This window comes from Nonlabens tegetincola (assembly GCF_002954355.1).
Classification (GTDB): Bacteria; Bacteroidota; Bacteroidia; order Flavobacteriales; family Flavobacteriaceae; genus Nonlabens; species Nonlabens tegetincola.
In genome coordinates, this window is the sequence record NZ_MQVV01000014.1 from 70,907 (window position 1) to 90,226 (window position 19,320).

Annotated in this window: 15 protein-coding genes and 2 tRNA genes; 6 read left to right on the top strand and 11 right to left on the bottom strand. The window is 37.4% G+C overall.

Annotation, left to right across the window (positions count from 1 at the left end; all coding sequences use genetic code 11):
- Positions 1 to 2: 2 nt before the first annotated feature.
- The 5 genes from BST93_RS07250 to BST93_RS07270 form a co-directional block, all read right to left on the bottom strand.
- Complete coding sequence (locus BST93_RS07250) at positions 3 to 1,220, bottom strand: TolC family protein (RefSeq protein ID WP_105018635.1); 1,218 nt, start codon at positions 1,218 to 1,220, stop codon at positions 3 to 5.
- Positions 1,217 to 5,014, bottom strand: a complete 3,798-nt coding sequence (locus BST93_RS07255; protein ID WP_105018636.1) for an efflux RND transporter permease subunit — start codon at positions 5,012 to 5,014, stop codon at positions 1,217 to 1,219. The genes BST93_RS07250 and BST93_RS07255 overlap by 4 nt, the downstream gene beginning before the upstream one ends.
- Before the next feature lie 109 nt (positions 5,015 to 5,123).
- On the bottom strand, positions 5,124 to 5,543 hold the full coding sequence (locus tag BST93_RS07260) for an HYC_CC_PP family protein (protein WP_105018637.1): 420 nt from the start codon (positions 5,541 to 5,543) through the stop codon (positions 5,124 to 5,126).
- A gap of 81 nt (positions 5,544 to 5,624) precedes the next feature.
- On the bottom strand, positions 5,625 to 6,878 hold the full coding sequence (locus BST93_RS07265) for a site-specific integrase (protein ID WP_105018638.1): 1,254 nt from the start codon (positions 6,876 to 6,878) through the stop codon (positions 5,625 to 5,627).
- Between the two features lie 232 nt (positions 6,879 to 7,110).
- Positions 7,111 to 7,184, bottom strand: a tRNA-Arg gene (locus tag BST93_RS07270).
- Between the two features lie 116 nt (positions 7,185 to 7,300).
- Between BST93_RS07270 and BST93_RS07275 the strand changes: the two genes are divergently transcribed.
- Positions 7,301 to 7,819 (top strand): adenine phosphoribosyltransferase, encoded by a 519-nt coding sequence (locus tag BST93_RS07275; protein ID WP_105018639.1) that lies wholly within the window; start codon positions 7,301 to 7,303, stop codon positions 7,817 to 7,819.
- A 53-nt stretch (positions 7,820 to 7,872) separates the two neighbouring features.
- Here the strand turns inward: BST93_RS07275 and BST93_RS07280 are convergent, their stop codons facing one another.
- The 4 genes from BST93_RS07280 to BST93_RS07295 form a co-directional block, all read right to left on the bottom strand.
- Positions 7,873 to 8,712, bottom strand: a complete 840-nt coding sequence (locus BST93_RS07280; protein WP_105018640.1) for a M57 family metalloprotease — start codon at positions 8,710 to 8,712, stop codon at positions 7,873 to 7,875.
- A gap of 364 nt (positions 8,713 to 9,076) precedes the next feature.
- A tRNA-His gene (locus tag BST93_RS07285) sits at positions 9,077 to 9,152 on the bottom strand.
- A 106-nt stretch (positions 9,153 to 9,258) separates the two neighbouring features.
- Positions 9,259 to 9,975, bottom strand: coding sequence for a bacillithiol biosynthesis deacetylase BshB1 (bshB1, locus tag BST93_RS07290; RefSeq protein WP_105018943.1), 717 nt, complete (start codon positions 9,973 to 9,975; stop codon positions 9,259 to 9,261).
- A gap of 8 nt (positions 9,976 to 9,983) precedes the next feature.
- Positions 9,984 to 11,129: a trans-sulfuration enzyme family protein gene (locus BST93_RS07295; RefSeq protein ID WP_042278473.1), complete on the bottom strand. Its 1,146-nt coding sequence runs from the start codon at positions 11,127 to 11,129 to the stop codon at positions 9,984 to 9,986.
- Positions 11,130 to 11,215: 86 nt separating this feature from the next.
- Here BST93_RS07295 and hutI point away from each other — a divergent pair, with 86 nt between their 5' ends.
- Positions 11,216 to 12,469 (top strand): imidazolonepropionase, encoded by a 1,254-nt coding sequence (gene hutI / locus BST93_RS07300; RefSeq protein WP_105018641.1) that lies wholly within the window; start codon positions 11,216 to 11,218, stop codon positions 12,467 to 12,469.
- 2 nt (positions 12,470 to 12,471) lie between these two features.
- Positions 12,472 to 13,479 carry a formimidoylglutamase gene (locus tag BST93_RS07305; protein ID WP_105018642.1) on the top strand — a complete coding sequence of 336 codons (1,008 nt, stop codon included), beginning with the start codon at positions 12,472 to 12,474 and terminating at the stop codon, positions 13,477 to 13,479.
- On the opposite strand, the gene BST93_RS07310 is transcribed toward BST93_RS07305, so the two are convergent.
- Entirely contained in the window at positions 13,453 to 15,246 is a 1,794-nt protein-coding gene (locus BST93_RS07310; RefSeq protein WP_219843740.1) for a cytochrome-c peroxidase, read from the bottom strand. The genes BST93_RS07305 and BST93_RS07310 overlap by 27 nt on opposite strands.
- Before the next feature lie 41 nt (positions 15,247 to 15,287).
- Positions 15,288 to 16,754 carry an alkaline phosphatase PhoX gene (locus BST93_RS07315; RefSeq protein ID WP_105018644.1) on the bottom strand — a complete coding sequence of 489 codons (1,467 nt, stop codon included), beginning with the start codon at positions 16,752 to 16,754 and terminating at the stop codon, positions 15,288 to 15,290.
- Between the two features lie 162 nt (positions 16,755 to 16,916).
- On the opposite strand from BST93_RS07315, the gene BST93_RS07320 reads away from it, so the two are divergent.
- From BST93_RS07320 to BST93_RS07330, 3 genes are all read left to right on the top strand, one after another.
- Positions 16,917 to 17,699, top strand: a complete 783-nt coding sequence (locus tag BST93_RS07320) for an MBL fold metallo-hydrolase (protein WP_105018645.1) — start codon at positions 16,917 to 16,919, stop codon at positions 17,697 to 17,699.
- Between the two features lie 251 nt (positions 17,700 to 17,950).
- Positions 17,951 to 18,610 (top strand): bacteriocin fulvocin C-related protein, encoded by a 660-nt coding sequence (locus tag BST93_RS07325; protein ID WP_105018646.1) that lies wholly within the window; start codon positions 17,951 to 17,953, stop codon positions 18,608 to 18,610.
- Positions 18,611 to 18,613: 3 nt separating this feature from the next.
- Positions 18,614 to 19,255 carry a hypothetical protein gene (locus BST93_RS07330; RefSeq protein ID WP_105018647.1) on the top strand — a complete coding sequence of 214 codons (642 nt, stop codon included), beginning with the start codon at positions 18,614 to 18,616 and terminating at the stop codon, positions 19,253 to 19,255.
- Positions 19,256 to 19,320: the final 65 nt, after the last annotated feature.

Genomic DNA, 19,320 nt, shown 5'->3' on the forward strand with positions numbered 1-19,320 from the left:
AATTAATTGATTAGATAGTTAATAATGGCCGATTGTACATAGTACATTTGCACCGACTCGATTTGATTCATCTGAAACTTCAACTGCAATTCCTGAATGTCCAGCACATCGTTAAAATCGATAGTGCCCGTTTCATAATTTTTTACCAGAATTTCCTCGGCATCTTGGGCTTGTTTTAAGTTGCGCTCTTGTGTATTGTAAGCGATGCGCGCTTGGTTGCGTTGTGATTGCGCTTTCGCGAAAGCGGATTCCAGCACATTCAATCGCTGTTCCCGTTGGGTTTCTATTTCTTGCTGGCGCAGTTCATTTTGCCTTGAAATGGATTTGTAACGGTTGTTAAAAATGGGAATGGATACCGAAACCATTGGCATCAATATATCTTTCCCATTATCGCTAAAATTGACATCGCTACGTTCTGTTACAGGCAAGTAGTCCACACCAAAACCAATCATAGGTAAGCTTTCACGCTGGTTGAGTAGTTCAGATTGTGCCACAGATTCATAAAGTTTATCGTATTTGAGCAGTTCAGGATTGAGCGCCAGCGCTTCATTACTATAAAACGGGTCTTCCTGTGGAATTTCCATTTCTGGAACGACGTCAACCGTCATCATTGATTCGCGGTTGAGCAAGTTGTTGAAAGCCGTTTGTTCTGCTGTAAATTCTTCTTCCAGCACTTCCTTTTGTTGCTGTAACTCATTTTGCCGTATTTGAAGTCGCAACACATCTACGGCACTCGCTTTACCCACTTCTACAGATGTGAGCGCAAGTTGCTCATAGGTTTGCAATAGCTGTATATTTTCATCAAGCACAGCTTGCTTGGCACGTATAGAATACAGGCTATAATAGGATTGTGCGACCGAAAGTGCGAGCTTGCGCTTTGCAATCGTGATGTCCACATATTCGGCATCTGCCATTGCGGTGGCATAATTTTCACGAGCTGTAATAGTACCAAACCACGGCAACATCTGTTTTACACCTATCCGTGCACGTTGTGCGCCCACTCTGGTTTCTGGCTCGCTCACAAAGTAGCCGGCACTTACTTCGGTATTGGGAATCCAGTTGGCTTCGTTTACCTTTTCTTCGGCGATGTTGTACCGCAATTCAAAGGCTTGAATTTCTGGATTGTTCGCTTCGGCTTCCTGAATATAGGATTGTAATTGTTGCGCTTTCGCGAAAGCGGAAACAAACAAAAACACGAGTATATATTTTAATTTTTTCATCTGTTTGCTCTTTTAAGTTGGTATTCCTTTTTCCAGCTGTATAAAACTGGTAATAGGAAATAAGACGTAACGTCGATTATCATTCCGCCAAAAATGGGTATCGCCATCGGTATCATTATATCGCTTCCCTTGCCTGTGGATGTGAGTACGGGAAGTAGTGCCAGCACCGTTGTTACGGTAGTCATCAAACACGGACGAATGCGTTTACCTGCGGCTTCCAAAGTGGCGAGTCTTATACTTTTTTTATTGTCTGGTTCGTTGCTTTTGAAAGATTGGTCTAAATAAGTCGCCATAACTACACCATCATCTGTAGCAATACCAAATAGGGCAATAAAACCTACCCAAACGGCGACACTTAAATTGATGGTCTTCATATTGAACAAGTCCCGAAGATTTTCGCCGAAAAAACTGAAGTTGAAAAACCAATCTTGTCCGTACAACCATATCATTATAAACCCACCCGCAAAGGCCACGGCGATTGCAGTAAACACCATAAGCGATGTAGAAACCGACCTGAACTGGAAATACAAAATCAAGAAAATGACAAGCAAGCAAAGTGGTACAACAACCGACAGCGTTTTTTCTGCTCGCAACTGGTTTTCATACGTTCCTGTAAAGCGATAGCTCACGCCCTGTGGCACGACCAGCGAACCGTTATCAATATTTTCTTGAATCAGCGCTTGGGCATTTTCGACCACATCCACTTCTGCAAAGCCATCGAGTTTATCAAACAGCACGTAGCCAATAAGAAAAGTGTCTTCACTCTTAATGACCTGTGGTCCTTGCTCGTAGCGAATATCTACCAATTCGCCAAGCGGTACAGGACTTCCTTTTTCAACAGGAACATAGATATTACGCAAGTCGTCTGGATTTGCCCGTAATTCTCTTGGATAGCGGACACGCACGGCGTAGCGTTCACGGCCTTCCACGGTTTGCGTTAGTGGCATACCGCCCACGGCCACTTGAAGGATTTCCTGCACGTCCATAATGGATATGCCATATCGAGCCAATTGGTCTCGCTTAATATCGATGAGCAAGTAGGGTTTGCCCACGATACGGTCTGCAAAGACAGCTTGTTCTTTAACGCCTTCGGCTTGTTTCAAGATGTCTTCCAGTTGCAGTCCAAAATTTTCTATGGACTTTAAATCGGGACCTTTTACCTTGATACCCATAGGTGCTCGCATTCCCGTTTGTAGCATTACCAATCGTGTTTCGATGGGTTGCAACTTGGGTGCAGATGTCACGCCTGGTAGTTTGGTTACTCGAACTATCTCGTTCCAAATATCATCTGGACTCTCGATGTCTGGTCGCCAGTTTCGGTAATACTCGCCGTTTTCATCTTCAATCAACTCTTCGCGTGTAGCGGTAGTCTTGAGCGATGCTTTGTCATAATTGACATCTTCGTCTATCTCATTATTTGGGTTAATAATAAATTTGTCGTTCTTCAGTACAAACAATCCATCGTCATTGACCTTATAGCGTTGTCGCTCGCCTGAACTATTCCGCATATATTCAGATTTATACTGAATGACATTCTCATACATCGAGAGTGGTGCTGGGTCGAGTGCGCTTTCCGTTCGTCCTGCTTTTCCTACTACGGTTTCAATTTCAGGGATGCTCGCCACCGCCATATCGAGCTGTTGTAAGACTCGCTTGTTTTCTTCCACACCAGCGTGTGGTAAGGATGTAGGCATCAGCAGGAAAGAGCCTTCATTCAGCGCTGGCATAAACTCTTTGCCCGTATTTCGCATAATAATGATACCCAACGTGAGCACCGTAGCCGGAACGATTAAGAATAGATATCGGTTCTGAAGTGCCCATCGCAAAATACGCTCATAGTATATCCTGAAAATCGAGAACACACCAAGCAGTCCAAAACAGATAATGGAAACAAATAACAAGTTCATCACAATACTTCGGTCAAAGCCTAACGGTCGCCAGTAGGTAGCGAGCAAGAATACGATGGCAACCGATGAAATGATGATGTCCAGAAGGTTTTTACGCTTTACCGCTACGCTCTCTCGTTGGTCGTGAATCTCGCCAGCTCGATTTCGCGAAAGCGTACCACGCATCTTTAAAAGTGATGTTATGGCAAAGGCAATTAGAATTAGCCCCAACCAAAAGCCGTAAACGATGGCGAGAATTCCCAATAAAACAAGTAAGCCATTGATGACGTACTGTGTCCGTTCACGCAAATTCGTCTTACGGAAAAGAAATGCCGCAATGGGTGGGATGAGAAATAGCGCAATGATGAGTGATGCCGTGAGTGCCATTGTTTTGGTAAAGGCAAGCGGACGGAATAGTTTTCCTTCGGCACCAATCATTGTAAATACGGGCAGGAAACTGATTATTGTTGTTAAAACTGCTGTTAGAATAGCACCAGAGACTTCGGCAGTTGCGTTGTAGATGATTTCGTTTGTGGTGTATTCTTTACCGTTTTCATTAAGGCGCAGCTTTTCATCTTCCAAGTGCCGTATCATATTTTCGGCGAGTATCACGCCCACGTCCACCATTGTACCGATGGCAATGGCAATACCTGAAAGTGCGACGATATTTGCATCTACATTAAAGAGCTTCATCGTGATGAAAACCATCAAAACGGCTACGGGTAACAACCCTGAAATAAGGATGGATGCACGCAGATTGAAAACCATTATAATAATGACCAAAATGGTAATTAGGATTTCCAAAGTGAGTGCTTCATTGAGCGTTCCCAGCGTTTCTTGTATGAGTTCTGTCCGGTCATAAAATGGTACAATGGTAACTTGCGAAATGCGACCATCTGATAAAGTTTTTGTGGGAAGTCCAGAGCTTATTTCGGCAATTTGCGCCTTGACATTATTGATAACTTCCAACGGATTTGCACCGTAGCGAGCGACTACGACACCACCTACGACTTCGGCCCCTTCCTTATCGAGAATACCACGTCTGGTAGCAGGCCCCAAATGGACGTTAGCCACATCTTTGATGCGGATGGAAGTGAAATTTTCAGAATCTACAACTGCATTTTCAATATCTGCTATGGACTTGACGTAACCCAATCCGCGTACGAGGTATTCCGCTTGATTGATTTCGAGAGTCTGTGCCCCTATATCTTGATTGCTCTGTTTGACGGCTTTAACCACATCGCCCATACTCACGTTGTACTGGCGCATTTTTTCTGGGTCAATGTCCACTTGGTATTCCTGAACATAGCCACCAATGGAAGCTACTTCAGAAACACCACTTGCCGATGACAATCCATATTTCACATAGTAATCCTGTATGCTACGCAATTCCTGTAAATCCCATCCGCCAGTTACGTTGCCGTCTTTATCACGACCTTCCAGCGTGTACCAAAAAATCTGTCCGAGACCCGTGGCATCTGGTCCTAATGATGGATTGACACCATCAGGTAATAGGTTTGCAGGAAGTGAGTTCAGTTTTTCAAGTATGCGACTGCGTGACCAGTAGAACTCGATGTCTTCTTCAAAAATGATATAGATGCTTGAAAATCCAAACATAGACGAACTACGAATGGTTTTCACACCTGGAATACCGAGAAGCGAAGTGGTAAGAGGATATGTGATTTGGTCTTCAATGTCCTGTGGCGAGCGACCTTGCCACTTGGTAAAAACAATTTGCTGGTTCTCGCCAATATCCGGTATGGCATCAACGGCAACTGGGTCTGTAGGTAAAAAGCCCGTTTCCCAATTAAAGGGTGCGTTGACCACGCCCCAACCCACAAATAGGGCGAATAGTAGAACGGCAACAAGTTTGTTTTCTATGAGAAATTTAATGCTCTTATTCAGCATAACATTTGATGTATTAGATAATTGGAATTACGTGTTGCGGAAAATGGCAAACACGAGTTTTAGCCCACTACAGCATAGCTATTGGGCTTCATTCAAAAAATCTAACAAATCAAATTAAGAAAGTCTGGTACATCACTTGCACATCCCGTTTGACAAAGGGTCGCGGGTAATCTTCAAAAGGAACTTCTTCAGATTCGGTTCCTTCAAATAGGTTTATATAAGAATATGTAAAAGCAGCGATGAACGTTTGCTGCTCGCAAGTCAACTTGGTAAAGTTTTGCTTTAAATCATCCTGTCCTTCAATAATTAATTGCTCATCAGAGCAACAGGAATTTTTGGTAAGCATCGGATTTTCACAACCTATACTTGACTGCTCTTTTTCCATTCCACAGGTTTCTGCTGATTGGAACAATGAAAAATCTACAAGAGAATCCCCACAATAATGCATATCAACAGTAAATGACATCGTGGTAAAAAGTACCACGACTGCCATTAAGATAGCCATCGATTTGTGGAGGAATTTCTTCATTAAGTACAAAAATAATAAAATTTGATATAATTTGTTGTACTTTCTTATTTAGAATGCTTCTTGAAAGTATAAATTTGGTTATTAGTCTGCTTTTTTAATGCGTTCATTTTTATTCTTCAACAACTTGTTTTTCAAGATATCCATATCATTGCTAACCTTATGCTCGAGTACTCGAGCATAAATTTGAGTAGTAGCAATTTTACTATGTCCTAAGAGTTTTGATACCGTTTCTATAGGAACACCATTGGAAAGCGTTATGGTAGTTGCAAAGGTATGGCGTGCCATATGAAACGTTAGATTTTTAGTTATACCAACATAGTGAGCAACTTCCTTTAGATACACGTTCAATTTCTCATTAGTGATTACTGGCAAAAGTGTTCCTGTTACTTCTGTCATAGGATGCCCTTCATATTTAGAAATGATTTCTTCTGCTTTTCCAAGTAACGGGACTTTGACTGAAGATTTTGTTTTTTGACGTTTGGTATATATCCAATTTCCGCCATCCATACCAAGCACCAAATTATCTTCTGTCAAATTCATTATATCCACATAGCTGATACCGGTGTAGCAGCTAAACACAAATAAGTCACGCACTCTGTCCAGGCGTTCGATAGAAAACTGAAAGTTTTCCATATTGGAAAGCTCATTTTCAGAAAGGAACTCACGTTGCTTCTTCTCGTAAACTGGTTTCCATCTTACAAATGGGTCCCGTGGAATCCATTCCATATGATAAGCCAACGTTACTATTTTACGTAAACGTTGAATATGCTTCATTATAGTATTCTGGCTTAAGGCTTTTGGATGACCAGCTGGCCAGTAATTGGCTAAGTAATTTTCGAAGTCGCACAGGAATTTATAATCGAGCTCTTTTAAATAGATATCGGTTGTTTTCTTGACTTTGTTGAGAAATCTGTTGAGGTAGTTTTCGGTCACTCCGAAGTTTCTAATCGTTCCCTTTGCCAGAGTATTTTCAATTTTTTTACTGTGATAGGCGATGAGGTTTTGAAGTGATTTGGATTGCTCGTTCTCGCCTGTGTAGTGGGCTTTTATGAGCTTGGCCGTTATCAATTTTTCTTGAAATTTTAAGTCTTGGTATATCTGGAAGAGCTTAGTGTAAGTCTGGTCGATATACTGATTGAGTTGGCGAGCTTCTGCAGAGTTACCCTTACTTCGGTTTTTCTTAGGGTCCCAAAGTTTTACCGGCACTCGTCTTTTTAAACTGATGTTAGCTCGTTTTTGGTTTACCGTGATTCTGGCATAAACCAGAGCTTCGCCATCTGTGGCGTTCTTTTGGTCTGCCCAAAAGAGAATTGAGAATGTGTTTGTTGACCGCATAGTTGTCGTCTTTAGATTATACAAATCGTCTTGACGAATGTCAAATCAACTATAGCAAGTATTTCAAAGCTTTTCTTGAAAGTGTCAGTTCAACTGACACTTTGAAAATTAACTGACGATTAGCTACCATATAGAAGCAAATCGTTTCATTTCAAATGTTGGTCTAAAAACCAGAAAGCCACGCAAATCATAGTGATTGCGTGGCTTTGTTGTCATTTTGCAATGACTAAAGTGACCTCGACAGGATTCAAACCTGTAACCTTCTGAGCCGTAATCAGATGCGCTATTCAGTTGCGCCACGAGGCCTTTATAGCTGCTTAATGAAAACATGTTTCTCACAAAGCGGTTGCAAATATACTATCATTTTTTAAATATTGAAATAACTTTAATTAAAAGTTTATTCAGTTTTTTAATTTTGATCTATGACTGAAAAAGAATTAAAAGCAATTGTAGTTGATGTCCCAGATTTTCCTAAACAAGGAATCATTTTTAAAGATATCTCTGGTTTATTAAGTACTAATGAAATCAGAAGTGGTGTCGTAGATAAATTAACCCAACCTTATCAGGGTAAAAGGATTGATGTAGTTGCTGGTATAGAATCAAGAGGATTTTTATTTGGAATGTTGCTTGCGCAAAAGTTGAAGGCCAAATTTATTATGATACGTAAAGCTGGAAAACTTCCTGGACCAATACTGAAAACAAGCTATGAGCTAGAATACGGAACAGATTCATTAGAAATTCAGGAGAAATCGATTAAAGAGGATGATGTAGTTTTACTTCATGATGATGTTTTGGCCACAGGAGGAACCGCTGCGGCTGCTATATCGTTGTTAAAGGAGGCAGGAGCAAGTAAGGTGTATGCTAATTTTGTACTTGAACTAGGCTTTTTAAATGGGAGAAAACAGTTTTCTGAATCGACACACTCTATTTTAAAATACTAATCAAAAAAAGCCCGAAGTTATTCTTCGGGCTTTTCTTCCAAAAAAAATCTAACTTAATACATTGCCTGTAGGGCAGTGATGTCGTTATTATTAAACTCTCCACCTGTACTTCCAGAAAAACATGCATTCATAAGGCTAGTAGGATCCCAACCAGTTGGAGTACCAGCTAAATGAACGGCTCCATCAGAACCTGCAGACTCTCCAGATTGATTACAAGATTGTCTAGAAAACCAATCACTGTGGCGGAAACCTATAGAGTGGCCCATTTCATGACAAATCACATGTTCATTCACATTAGTCGAAAAGTTTTCTAAATTATAGATTTGACACCATTTGTAAGGACGCCCATTAGAAGGAAATCCAGCTACACCACCAGATCCAGAATTAGAAAAGGAAGTATCGTAAACTACCATATCGGCACTATTAGTGTCAGTTCCAAAAGTCAATCTAAAATTTAAACTTACTCCACTTAAACGATTATAATTCGCTACAGCCCATCTTAATCCAGTCTGTGCCTTAGAAGATAATCCATATTGATTATTACCAGTGTAACCTAGTATATCAATTGTAGTGTTTGAACTGCTAACTAGATTAAAAGTTCTGTATTGCTTTTCAAGATCTCCTTCTCGTTCAAGCGCAAAGAACTCATCTTCACTTAAAGCAATATCATCTTGAAGAAAAACACGTTCAATTGAAGTGTTATCAGGTAGAAGAAAGTCTTTTAATTCTACGTCTTCTACTTTATAACCAAGTTTAACAGCATGATCTTGTATAGCTTTTAATCTAGGATTGTCTAAATTTTCTTCTCGTGACTCATCCGAGGAACAAGAAGTAATTAAAAGACCTACTAATGCAAATCCAATCATTGATAATTTGATAAGGGATTTTTTCATTTTTAAAAAATTTAAAGGTTAATGCCTTAAAACTAGAAGATTAAATCCTTAGCAACAAAATACGTTTTTTACATAAAATTCATGATTCAATATATAAAATTATGATATTCAAATACTTAAATCTGATGTAGGACTATTTTTACATTTTATATTTTCGATTAAGTGCATCATAATATTAAAATTATCATTTGTTAATCGATACGGCACGATAATTGATTTTAATCTTAATGTTTAACGTTTTAGCGATAAAACATCACAGTGATAGTGTAAAGAAATTAAAATATTGGAAGTCCAATGATAAATTATTAGGAACGCACGATAAGTATAGAAATAAAAAAAAGCCTTAGAATATCTAAGGCTTTTTGGGTGGAAGACCGGTTTCGAACCGGCGACCTCCGGAACCACAATCCGGCGCTCTAACCAGCTGAGCTACAACCACCATATCAATGTGAGTTTTTTAACGTGGTGCTCAAGATATCTCAACCACGACTTTTAAAGCGGTGCAAATTTATAACATTTAAAAATTATACTCGCTATTTTTTTTAATTATTTTAAATCAAATAAACTATTTATTGCAGGATATCGTTCGACTGTATATCCTTCGGCATAATTGCTTCCCGTTAATCGACCTAAATTTGCTGCCCTATACTTTATACTTTGTAAGAAGTTTTCCGAATTAATAGGGGTTTTAGGACCTTCATCACCAGCTTTATAAAACTGCGATTCATAAGCCATTACTGCTTCTAATTTTTGATCTATAAACCCTGAAATATCTACAACAAAATCTGGTTCGATATCTTTCCATTGTATATAATGATAAACGTGATTAGGTCGCCAGTGGTCTTGTTTTTTTCCATTTAAAAAGGTTTCAATCCTTAATAAACCGGATAAAAAACAGCTCACACTTGCAAGGTTGGAACCCTTTGCGTGATCTGGATGACGATCGTCGATAGCATTACATAAAACGATTTCTGGTCTATATTTTCTTATTACCCTTACGATTTCCATTTGATGATGTTCATCGTTAGTAAAAAAGCCGTCTTTAAATCCTAGATTTTCTCTTACATCTAGATTCATAACTTTAGCGGCATTTGCAGCTTCTTTATCTCTTATATCTGCACTACCTCGTGAACCTAATTCACCACGAGTAAGATCAAGCACACCAATTTTTTTTCCTAATGACTTCTCTTTGATTAATGTACCAGAACAACTTAATTCTACATCATCAGGATGAGCACCTATGGCAAGTATATCTAATTTAATTGGCTCCATTATTTTGTGCTTTTCTCCATCGCTTGTTCGATGTCGTTAATTAACAAATCTACTTCCTCAATACCTACAGATAACCTAAGCAAGTCATCACTTATTCCTTGCTCAGCTCTTTGTTCTGGTGTCAACAAACTATGTGATGTTAAACTAGGGGCTAGGATAGTACTTTCAACTCCTGCAAGACTTAATGCTGGCTGAATTAAGTTTAGTGCTTCTAAAAATTTATCCGTTTTTACAGAACTTTTGAGCTCAAAAGAGAGCATACCACCATAACCCTTCATTTGATTTGTTGCAATTTCGTAATCAGGATGTGATGGCAATCCAGGATAGTTCACTTTTCTAATTAATGGATGTAATTCTAAAAATTTGGCCAGTTTTTTTGCATTTTTCGATTGCTTTTTGACCCTTAATCCTAGAGTTTTTATACTGCGATCTAGCATCCATGCGGTTTGATCACTTATACTTCCTCCATAATTTTTAGCTGTATTCCACACACGATCAATATCCTGTTGTGAACCACTTACCGTTCCTGCTGTTATGTCGCTGTGTCCACCTAAATACTTGGTAGCACTGTGAATTATAATATCAATCCCAAAATCTGCTGGTGTTTGATTAACGGGTGAGGCAAAGGTGTTGTCGATTACAGATTTTAATTTGTTCGCTTTCGCGAAAGCGGAAACAACTTCAAGATCAACAAGCTCTAGTAAAGGATTACTAGGTGTTTCTACATAAATCATTTTAGTATTCGGTCGAAGAGCTTTTTGAAGGTTTTCTTCATTAATACGTTCAACCATGGTAAATTCAATACCCGTATTTTTAAATTCGGCAGCGGCAAAATGTGCTGTTCCACCGTAAATAGCCCTTTGTAAAATGATGTGGTCACCAGTTTTCAAAAAGCTCATGAAAACAGCACTTATGGCAGCCATACCACTCGCTAAAATGAGTCCGGCCTCTGTATTTTCTAATGCAGCCATCTTTTCACCCAATGCAACTTGATTAGGTGTATTCATGTAACGAGGATATAAATTAGTGCCAGGATTGCGGTAATCGTAGGCTGTAGATAGGTACAATGGAGCGGTAGCACCACCGTATTTGTCATCTCTTAATTGCCCAGAATGAACGCACAGGTAATTAATATTTTTTTTCATAGAGCGAATGTAAGAACTGTCTATCACATCTTCTCACAATTACCTGCAAAAACATACCTTTACCTGATTACAAAATTCAATTATAAATGACCACTGTTTACACTAATATTAAAGAACTTTTTCAAATACGTGACGCATCCATCAAAAGAGTAATAGGCAGTCAAATGAAAGAATGTCCCAGCATTAAGAATGCTTTTATCAAAATAAAAGATGGTGTAATAGAGGATTTTGGAAAAATGAGTGATCTAGTTGTTGTTGAAAACCAGGATCAAATAGTCGATGTACAAAATACTATAGTAACTCCTGGATATGTTGATAGTCATACTCACCTTGTTTTTGCAGCTACAAGAGAAAAGGAATTTGAGGACAGAATTAACGGATTAACCTATGAACAAATTGCTGCTCGTGGTGGAGGAATTTTAAATAGTGCTGCCAGATTGCAAGACATGAGCGAAGATGAATTGTACGAACAAGCATTAATAAGACTTAAAGAGGTAATAAAAACAGGAACAACATCTATTGAGATTAAAAGTGGATACGGATTATCCATGGAAGGCGAGTTAAAAATGCTTAGAGTCATTAAACGTCTTAAGGAAACAGAGCTATCACCTGGAGTATTTATGTCTATCAAAGCTACTTTTCTAGGAGCTCATGCGGTGCCATTGAAGTATAAAGACAATAAACAAGACTATGTCGATTTTATCATTGCAGAAATGCTACCTAAAGTAGCCTCTGAAAATCTCGCAGATTATATCGATGTCTTTTGCGAAAAAAATTACTTTTCAGTTTCACAAATGGTCCAAATTTTAGAAGCTGGAGCAAAATACGGTTTAAAAGCAAAGGTCCATGTAAATCAGTTTAATGTATTGGGAGCTATCAAAAAAGCGGTAGAACATAATGCTATAAGTGTAGATCACCTTGAGGTTCTAGAAGATGAAGACTTAATATCACTGAGTAATTCAAACACAATTGCTACGGCTTTACCTAGTTGCAGTTTTTTCTTAGGATTAGATTACACACCTGTTCATGATTTAATGGATAAAGATATTGCGGTTGCACTAGCTAGTGACTATAATCCAGGCAGTACACCATCGGGAAATTTGAATTTTGTTTTTTCCTTAGCTTGTATTAAAATGAAAATGACACCGCAACAAGCTTTTAATGCGCTAACTATTAACGCTGCCGCAGCTGTAGAGCTTGATGAATCAGTAGGAAGTATAACCAAAGGAAAAAGAGCCGACTTATTATTCTTTAAAAATATTGATAATCTAGCTGGAATTCCTTATAATTTTGGAACATCACAAATTGATAAAGTGATGATTTCTGGAACTTTTATGTAGGTATGAATTACGTTAAATTTATTGACAAGTCTGCTCAGAAGCAATTTGTAAATCACCGATCCCAAATTGATAATTTTAAAGAAAGGGAAGACGCCTCTGTTGTTTATGCAGAAAAAATAACCTTTCTTAATAGTTATGCAGATTTAGTTAGTTGTCAAGAAAAATATGTCTTACTAGGAATACCAGAGGATATCGGTGTAAGAGCAAATTTTGGTAGAGTAGGAGCTAGTGAAGCTTGGGATTCATTTTTACCGATTTTTCTTTCTACTCAAATTAATAAATATCGCTCAGTAGATAATATTGCTGTATTAGGAACTATAAAGACCGAGGATCAAATGGATGTTTGTGAAGGTCTTTATTCCTATCATCCAGATGATCGTTTGATTTTAAGTAAATGTGTACAAGAAATTGATAAACGTGTAGAACAGGTCATAAGTCAAATCGTTCAATTAGGAAAAATCCCTATAGTAATAGGTGGCGGTCATAATAATGCATACCCTTTATTAAAAGCAACAGCTGTAGACCATGCAATTGATGTAGTGAATATTGACGCACATACTGATTTGCGACCAGCAATAGGAAGACACAGCGGTAATGGATTTTCTCACGCACTTAAAGACGGAGCAATCGGTAGGTATCATGCAATAGGATTACAACCTAGTGCTCTTACTACTCAAATGCAAGAACTCATAGATCATGATTTGAGAATTTCGGCAGATTTTATAACAGATAGAATAGACTTTACTCAAAGAGTAGAACAGGTGTTTGATAAAATTAAACTGGAACACTTTGCTCTTGAAATTGATATGGACGTAGTAAAAGACTTTCCAAGTAGCGCACAATCTCCTGTAGGTTTTTCATTTCAAGAATTAATAGATATAGTTACCGAAATAGTCAAAAAAGGACAGCCTCGCTATATTCATATATGCGAGGCTGCTCCTGTTTATGGTTATAAAAATCAAGTAGGAAAGGCGCTTTCCTATTTAGTAAATACTTTGATCAACATTTGATTCGTATCGTTGATCTGTTAGGGTTTTTAGAAAATTTATGAGATCAGTTTGCTCTTGTTTGGTAAGGTCTAATGGATCTGGTGGCAAGGTTTGATATTCTTGATCAGTTATTCCAATACCATAACCACCACCACGATTATAAAAATCAATTACTTGCTCAAGTGTGCTGTAAACTCCGTTGTGCATGTACGGTGATGTGATTTCAACATTGCGCAAACTTGGAGTTTTAAAAAAGTGTTTTCTAGATTCAGTTTGATAAACCTCATACACACCTAGGTCTTCATCAATTGTAGCGTTTGTGTTTTCAATTGTTGCAGGAGTTCCCAAATGTTCAATTTCGGTTTCAGTAAAATCAGGCGGAATAGTACCATTAAAAACTGGGGCAAAATGACAAGTTGCACATTGTGCATTACCCATGAATAAATTAAAACCATTAATTTCTGACGAAGTTAAGCTGGATTCTTCACCTCGTAGATTTCTATCCCATTTTGAATCCCAGCTATTCAAGCTGCGTAAATAGTCTGCTATGGATCTTCTTACAGTTGATTCATTTAAAGGTTGATCAGGATAAAGAGTTGTAATTGATTTTAAATAATCTTCATTCTGCTTTACCACTTGTAATAGTTTAGAAACATCAGTGTGAAATTCTGTTTCATTTTCAACTACATTAATAATTTGTCCTTCTAGACTTCCAGATCTCTTATCGTAGAAAAAATTATTTTGATAAGCTACATAGGTTAGGCTAGGGCTATTTCGTTTTTGATCCTTACTTTTTGCAAGTCCGTCTGTAAATGCTAGTTTATCTACATGACAAGAAGCACAGCTTATTGCTCCGTTACTTGAAAACCCTTTCTCATTGAATAGTTTTTTTCCCAGCTCAATTTTTTCTTGTGTAAGTGTGTCTACTAGGTATCCTGCAAAATGATCTAGATTGAGTAGTTCGTTAGAAAATAATGCTTCTGCTTCATTAGATACCGCCATTTCTAGTGGAAAATGAATGGTCAGTTCTTTTACGGTTTGTGCCCATAATTTAAGCATGGGATCACTATGATTTCTAATGTAATGATAGCGATCAAAAGAAGAAAAGGAATGTTTTTTTAAATAGTTTTTATTTGCCGTAAATGCGTTTTCCCATTCTTTAGCTAGAGATTCATTAGGGTGTTTGGTTAACACTAGATTGATGAGGTATTCCGCTTTCGCGAAAGCGGAAACAGCATCCTCTAAACTGTTTTGTAAAGCTGGACTGTCATACCCAGTAATTCCTGTGGTTGTTGTACGTAGGATTTGATTACGGACCATCCATAATACATGATAGGTTTGATAGTGAGAAAAATCGGCATTGCGAGCAAGTGCATCCATTTTATTACTCATGTGATGAGCAGTTTTTTGAGCAAGTATGAGGTCGGGATTTTCACCGAAAATGTTTTCCTCTAAAGATTGAAAACTTAAAGGATTAAGTTCTTTGATATCTGTAGCATCTTCCTCTTCTACCTTAAGTATATTCGGAGCGTTCAAACTAGCATAAACTTGCTTATCATGAAATGATAGAACGGGCTCAAGAGATTTGAAATTTTGTCTAGAAACTTTAAACAAATCCCTCATTACTTTAATCTCCTTGGTCTCACTAATAGAATCGAGAAGATCACGATTTTCAATAAGTTCCTTTTTATAAGAAGACTCAAGTTCTTCCCAATGCTTGGTAGTACTTATATGGGAATATTCTTGAGGTTGCTTACAGGCGTAATTTAAGAGAATAAGGCTTGCCATGAGGCAAGCCTTTAAAATATTATTTTTAATACGTAACATGATTATTGTTCTAATCCTGTAATTACATACAACATACTACCTTCTTTACGGCTGTTTGCAATATCTATAACCGCAGTAGGATCAGAGAAGGCACTACCATCCGCAGGTTCCCAACCGTGATTTTGTGTAGCAACTAGGAAAGAACCTGGTAGGCCAGTTTGCATAGAGATATCAATCATTCCTGTTATTTCCCAAATGCTATTTTCAGTTCCTACTCCTGCTGCAGCAGCAGCAACTTGGTCACATTCAAGAACTGTTTTTACAGTACCGTTGTTTAGGTCGTATTGATACATTCTTGCATAGTGTTGTCTTGCAGGATCGTCAAAGTATCCATTAGGATCTTCTTGAATGTATGCGTAGTTTTCTGTAACAAGAATATTATCAGGACTATGGAATCCCCATGCTTTTCCATTAACCTTATCACCATCTAACACACAAGTAATAGTAGCAGGTCCTGTAGGATCATTCTCATTAAGTACTACTTTGTACACACGACCGTATCTAGTTCCTTTTCCTATCAAACCTGGTTTGTCTCTACCAGTTACGGCGATATAAACTTCTCTTTGATTAGCTGCGTTTCCTCTTCTCCAGTCGATATCTTCAAGTCTAGAGAATCCCATAACGCCTTTTTGTTTAGCCTCAGCATCTAGTAGATCAATGTTACGCTGATTAAGTTCTACAAATTCGGCTGTGTATGTTTGACCTTCTTGCATGTCCATTTCATAGTTAATACCGCTGGCAGTAACTTTAAGACCGTATAATTTACCACTGTACAGATCACCTCTATCTCCTACGTACATTCCTAATTGTCCAGAAGGAATGTTATTATCAGAATGATCGTCACCAATAAAAACAACAGTTTTATCTTGATAAGCATCTTTACCTATCGCTACTGCATTTTCAGTACTCCATTGTCCCATAGCAGTTAACAATTCTGGAGTAGTGCGTGCGCTAGAAGGTTTTGTAGGTTCAGTTACGAATACACCTTTAGATGATCCACCCCATTCACCACCTGATAAATAAAGCGGTCCAAAGCCATGTTCCTCTGGAGTAATTAGTGATCCAGAACATTGAGCGGTACTTGCCGTTGCCGACTCACTTAAAATATACTCACCTTTTACAGGTTTAAAGGTATTGTCCAAGGTGATTCTAGCTATGGAGTAATCTGCTTCAATGTTATTGATAAGAGTAAAGTTATCATCGGCGCGGTTGTAAATTAATCCCATTCCATCGGCCATTGATCCGTATACGAAATTTGGAGATTCAGTCAATTGATCTTCACTAGATAGTATTGGGTATACTTTTACTGAAGAGAAGTCAGATGTTGTTTTAAGGTAATTACCGGTAACGGAGTGAGCTTTAAAATCGATGCTGTCAGCTTGCGGATTTGAAGCTTGATTATCATCGTCGTTACAAGAGACAAAAATAGCAGTTGCTAAAAGGCTAGCGGTTAGTAATTTAATTTTCATGTGTTTTAAAATTTTTAGGTTGTCAAAACTATTCACACATCGATCATGGTCAGGTTTTAAAACCGCTATTAAAATCTTAACTCCACGTAAACATTTTGGGAAAACACTTTACTTTAACTTTAACTCATTGTTACATCGATTGAAAATCAAATAAATATCAAAATGAATAAAATAATTTTAAGTTTTTTAGTTCTTGCTGTTACTCTTTCTTGTAAAGAGGAAAATAAAAAAGAAGTCATTGAGGAAGAAGTAATGGTTGAAGAACAGACTAATTATGAACCCGAGTTGTCGATAAATCCAATATCTCATGCTACTTTTTCTATGGAATGGGATGGAACCGTATTTTACGTGGATCCTGTAGGAGGCGCACAAGCTTTTGAAGGAATGAAAAACCCGAATATTCAGCTCGTGACTGATATTCATGGTGATCACATGAATGCCGAAACCCTTAAAGCAACACAAGGAAATGCTACATTAATAACACCACAGGCAGTGGCTGATAAATTAGGAGAAGATTTTGAACCTATAATTCTTAATAACGGTGAAGTTAAAACGATCCAGGGCTTTACTATAACTTCAATTCCTATGTATAATCTTACGGAAGAAAGATTAAAATTTCATGAAAAGGGACGCGGTAATGGTTATGTTATTGAAAAAAACGGTTATCGAGTTTACATTTCTGGTGATACTGAGGATATTCCAGAAATGCGTAATCTTGAGAATATAAATAAAGCTATTGTTTGTATGAACTTACCATATACTATGGATATAGAGCAAGCGGCAAATGCTGTTTTACAGTTTCAACCACAAGAGGTGATTCCTTATCATTATCGCGGTACCGATGGTTATCAAGATGTAGAGAAATTCAAAAAATCTATTGAAGAGGTTAATTCCGACATCAAAGTAAGTTTGATGGAGTGGTATCCAAATAGAGATAATGGATAAGGATGGCTATTATTTTACAAGGAATAGTGATTAATTTGAGTTATTAGTTATAATTGCTTGTTTTTCTGTGAACTAAGTATGATGTTTGTCCTACTATTTTTAACACCAGACAAGTGTTAAATAATTGTAAACCTTTTGATTAATCTTTTTAATTACGTTTTTTTTTTTTCACTTTTACAAGAGTTAACTAATCAAAGCCACCGGTGGTTTAATTTCACTAACCGCTTCTTAACGAAGCATAAAATTAAACCATGAAAAAATTTAATTTATTATTATTACTACTTTTAGCAGTGGTAAGTTTTTCTTGTCAAACAGATTCAGAAGAACCATTAGATAAAGAATCAAATCAAATCCTTTCAAAATCAGGATTTGATGCAGAATCTACCTATTTTAGTATTCTATCGAACACTGAAGACGGCATGATACAATTTGATAATCTTGATAATACTGAAAAACAAGCTGTTTGGGTATTTAAGTATAACAGATTTATTACAGATAATGCCTTAAATACTGCACAATTGGATGTTGTAAATGCCGTAAAAAATTATGTTGAATCGGTTGATTTTGACACAGAGCCAAATGATGCCGCAGAGGCTTCATTAGAAGATCAAATACAATCTGTATTTGATGAAGATACTTCAAGTTTTTTGTTATTAACTCTTGAAAATGGTCCTAGTGATATTAATCAAAGCGGTGCCACTCAGACTGAAGGTTGCTTTTGGTGTGATGAAATTGTTTCAGGATCAGAAGGACCTTGTGAGGCTGTGTGGATGGATACTGGTGCAGGCGACGGACATATCGCATATGTGCGACCAGTTAAAAGAAAAAAAAGACGTTTTTGGATAGGTTGGGGTTCAGAGTATAATAGTACAACTCCTTGTACTATGCAAGAATTTATTAACGAAGGGTAAGCAATGTTGCAAATTATTAATCTCTTACAAATTCAAAAGGAACATTATATTATGTTCCTTTTTATATTGATCACGCAATTGACTTATTGTCAGGTAGACAGATCTGCTATTGAACAACCAGACACATTAACAACAGTATTTTTAAAAAATAAAAAGACTGGTTTTTATCCGCAATTAAAATTACAAAACAAAGGAATAAATGCGAACGGTTATAATGTTGCAGAATTAACGAAGTTACCAATGTTTGAGAAAGTAGAACAATTGGACAGTCTTTCCTTTTTATTTCAACGATCTTATAGAAATGAAATTGTCAAATGTGAATATATTCTTTTCTCAGCAGATAGTATTAATGACCCTAACTTAGTCCGGATCGCTTTTAACAATAGCTTGTACGAAAAATTTAAAAATAGAAAAAATTGGTTTACATTAAAAATAGAACAAGAAGTTCCAGAAGATTTTTATGACAAAAAATTTGTCTATGTAGGATTTAAAATGATCACACCTACAAGTTATCGTGTGTTCAAGGATAAAAAAAATGTCGCTTTAAATTTATATGTAGATTCTCAAAAGGGTTGGACTCCTGTACGAAATTATAATTTATTTAAGTGGTTTCCAGCATTTCGTCTATATTATACTGATTACTAATGACGAACAGTTTTGCTATATATAAATAAGATAATAGGTGCAGAGTAAGACGGTTTTGAACAGGC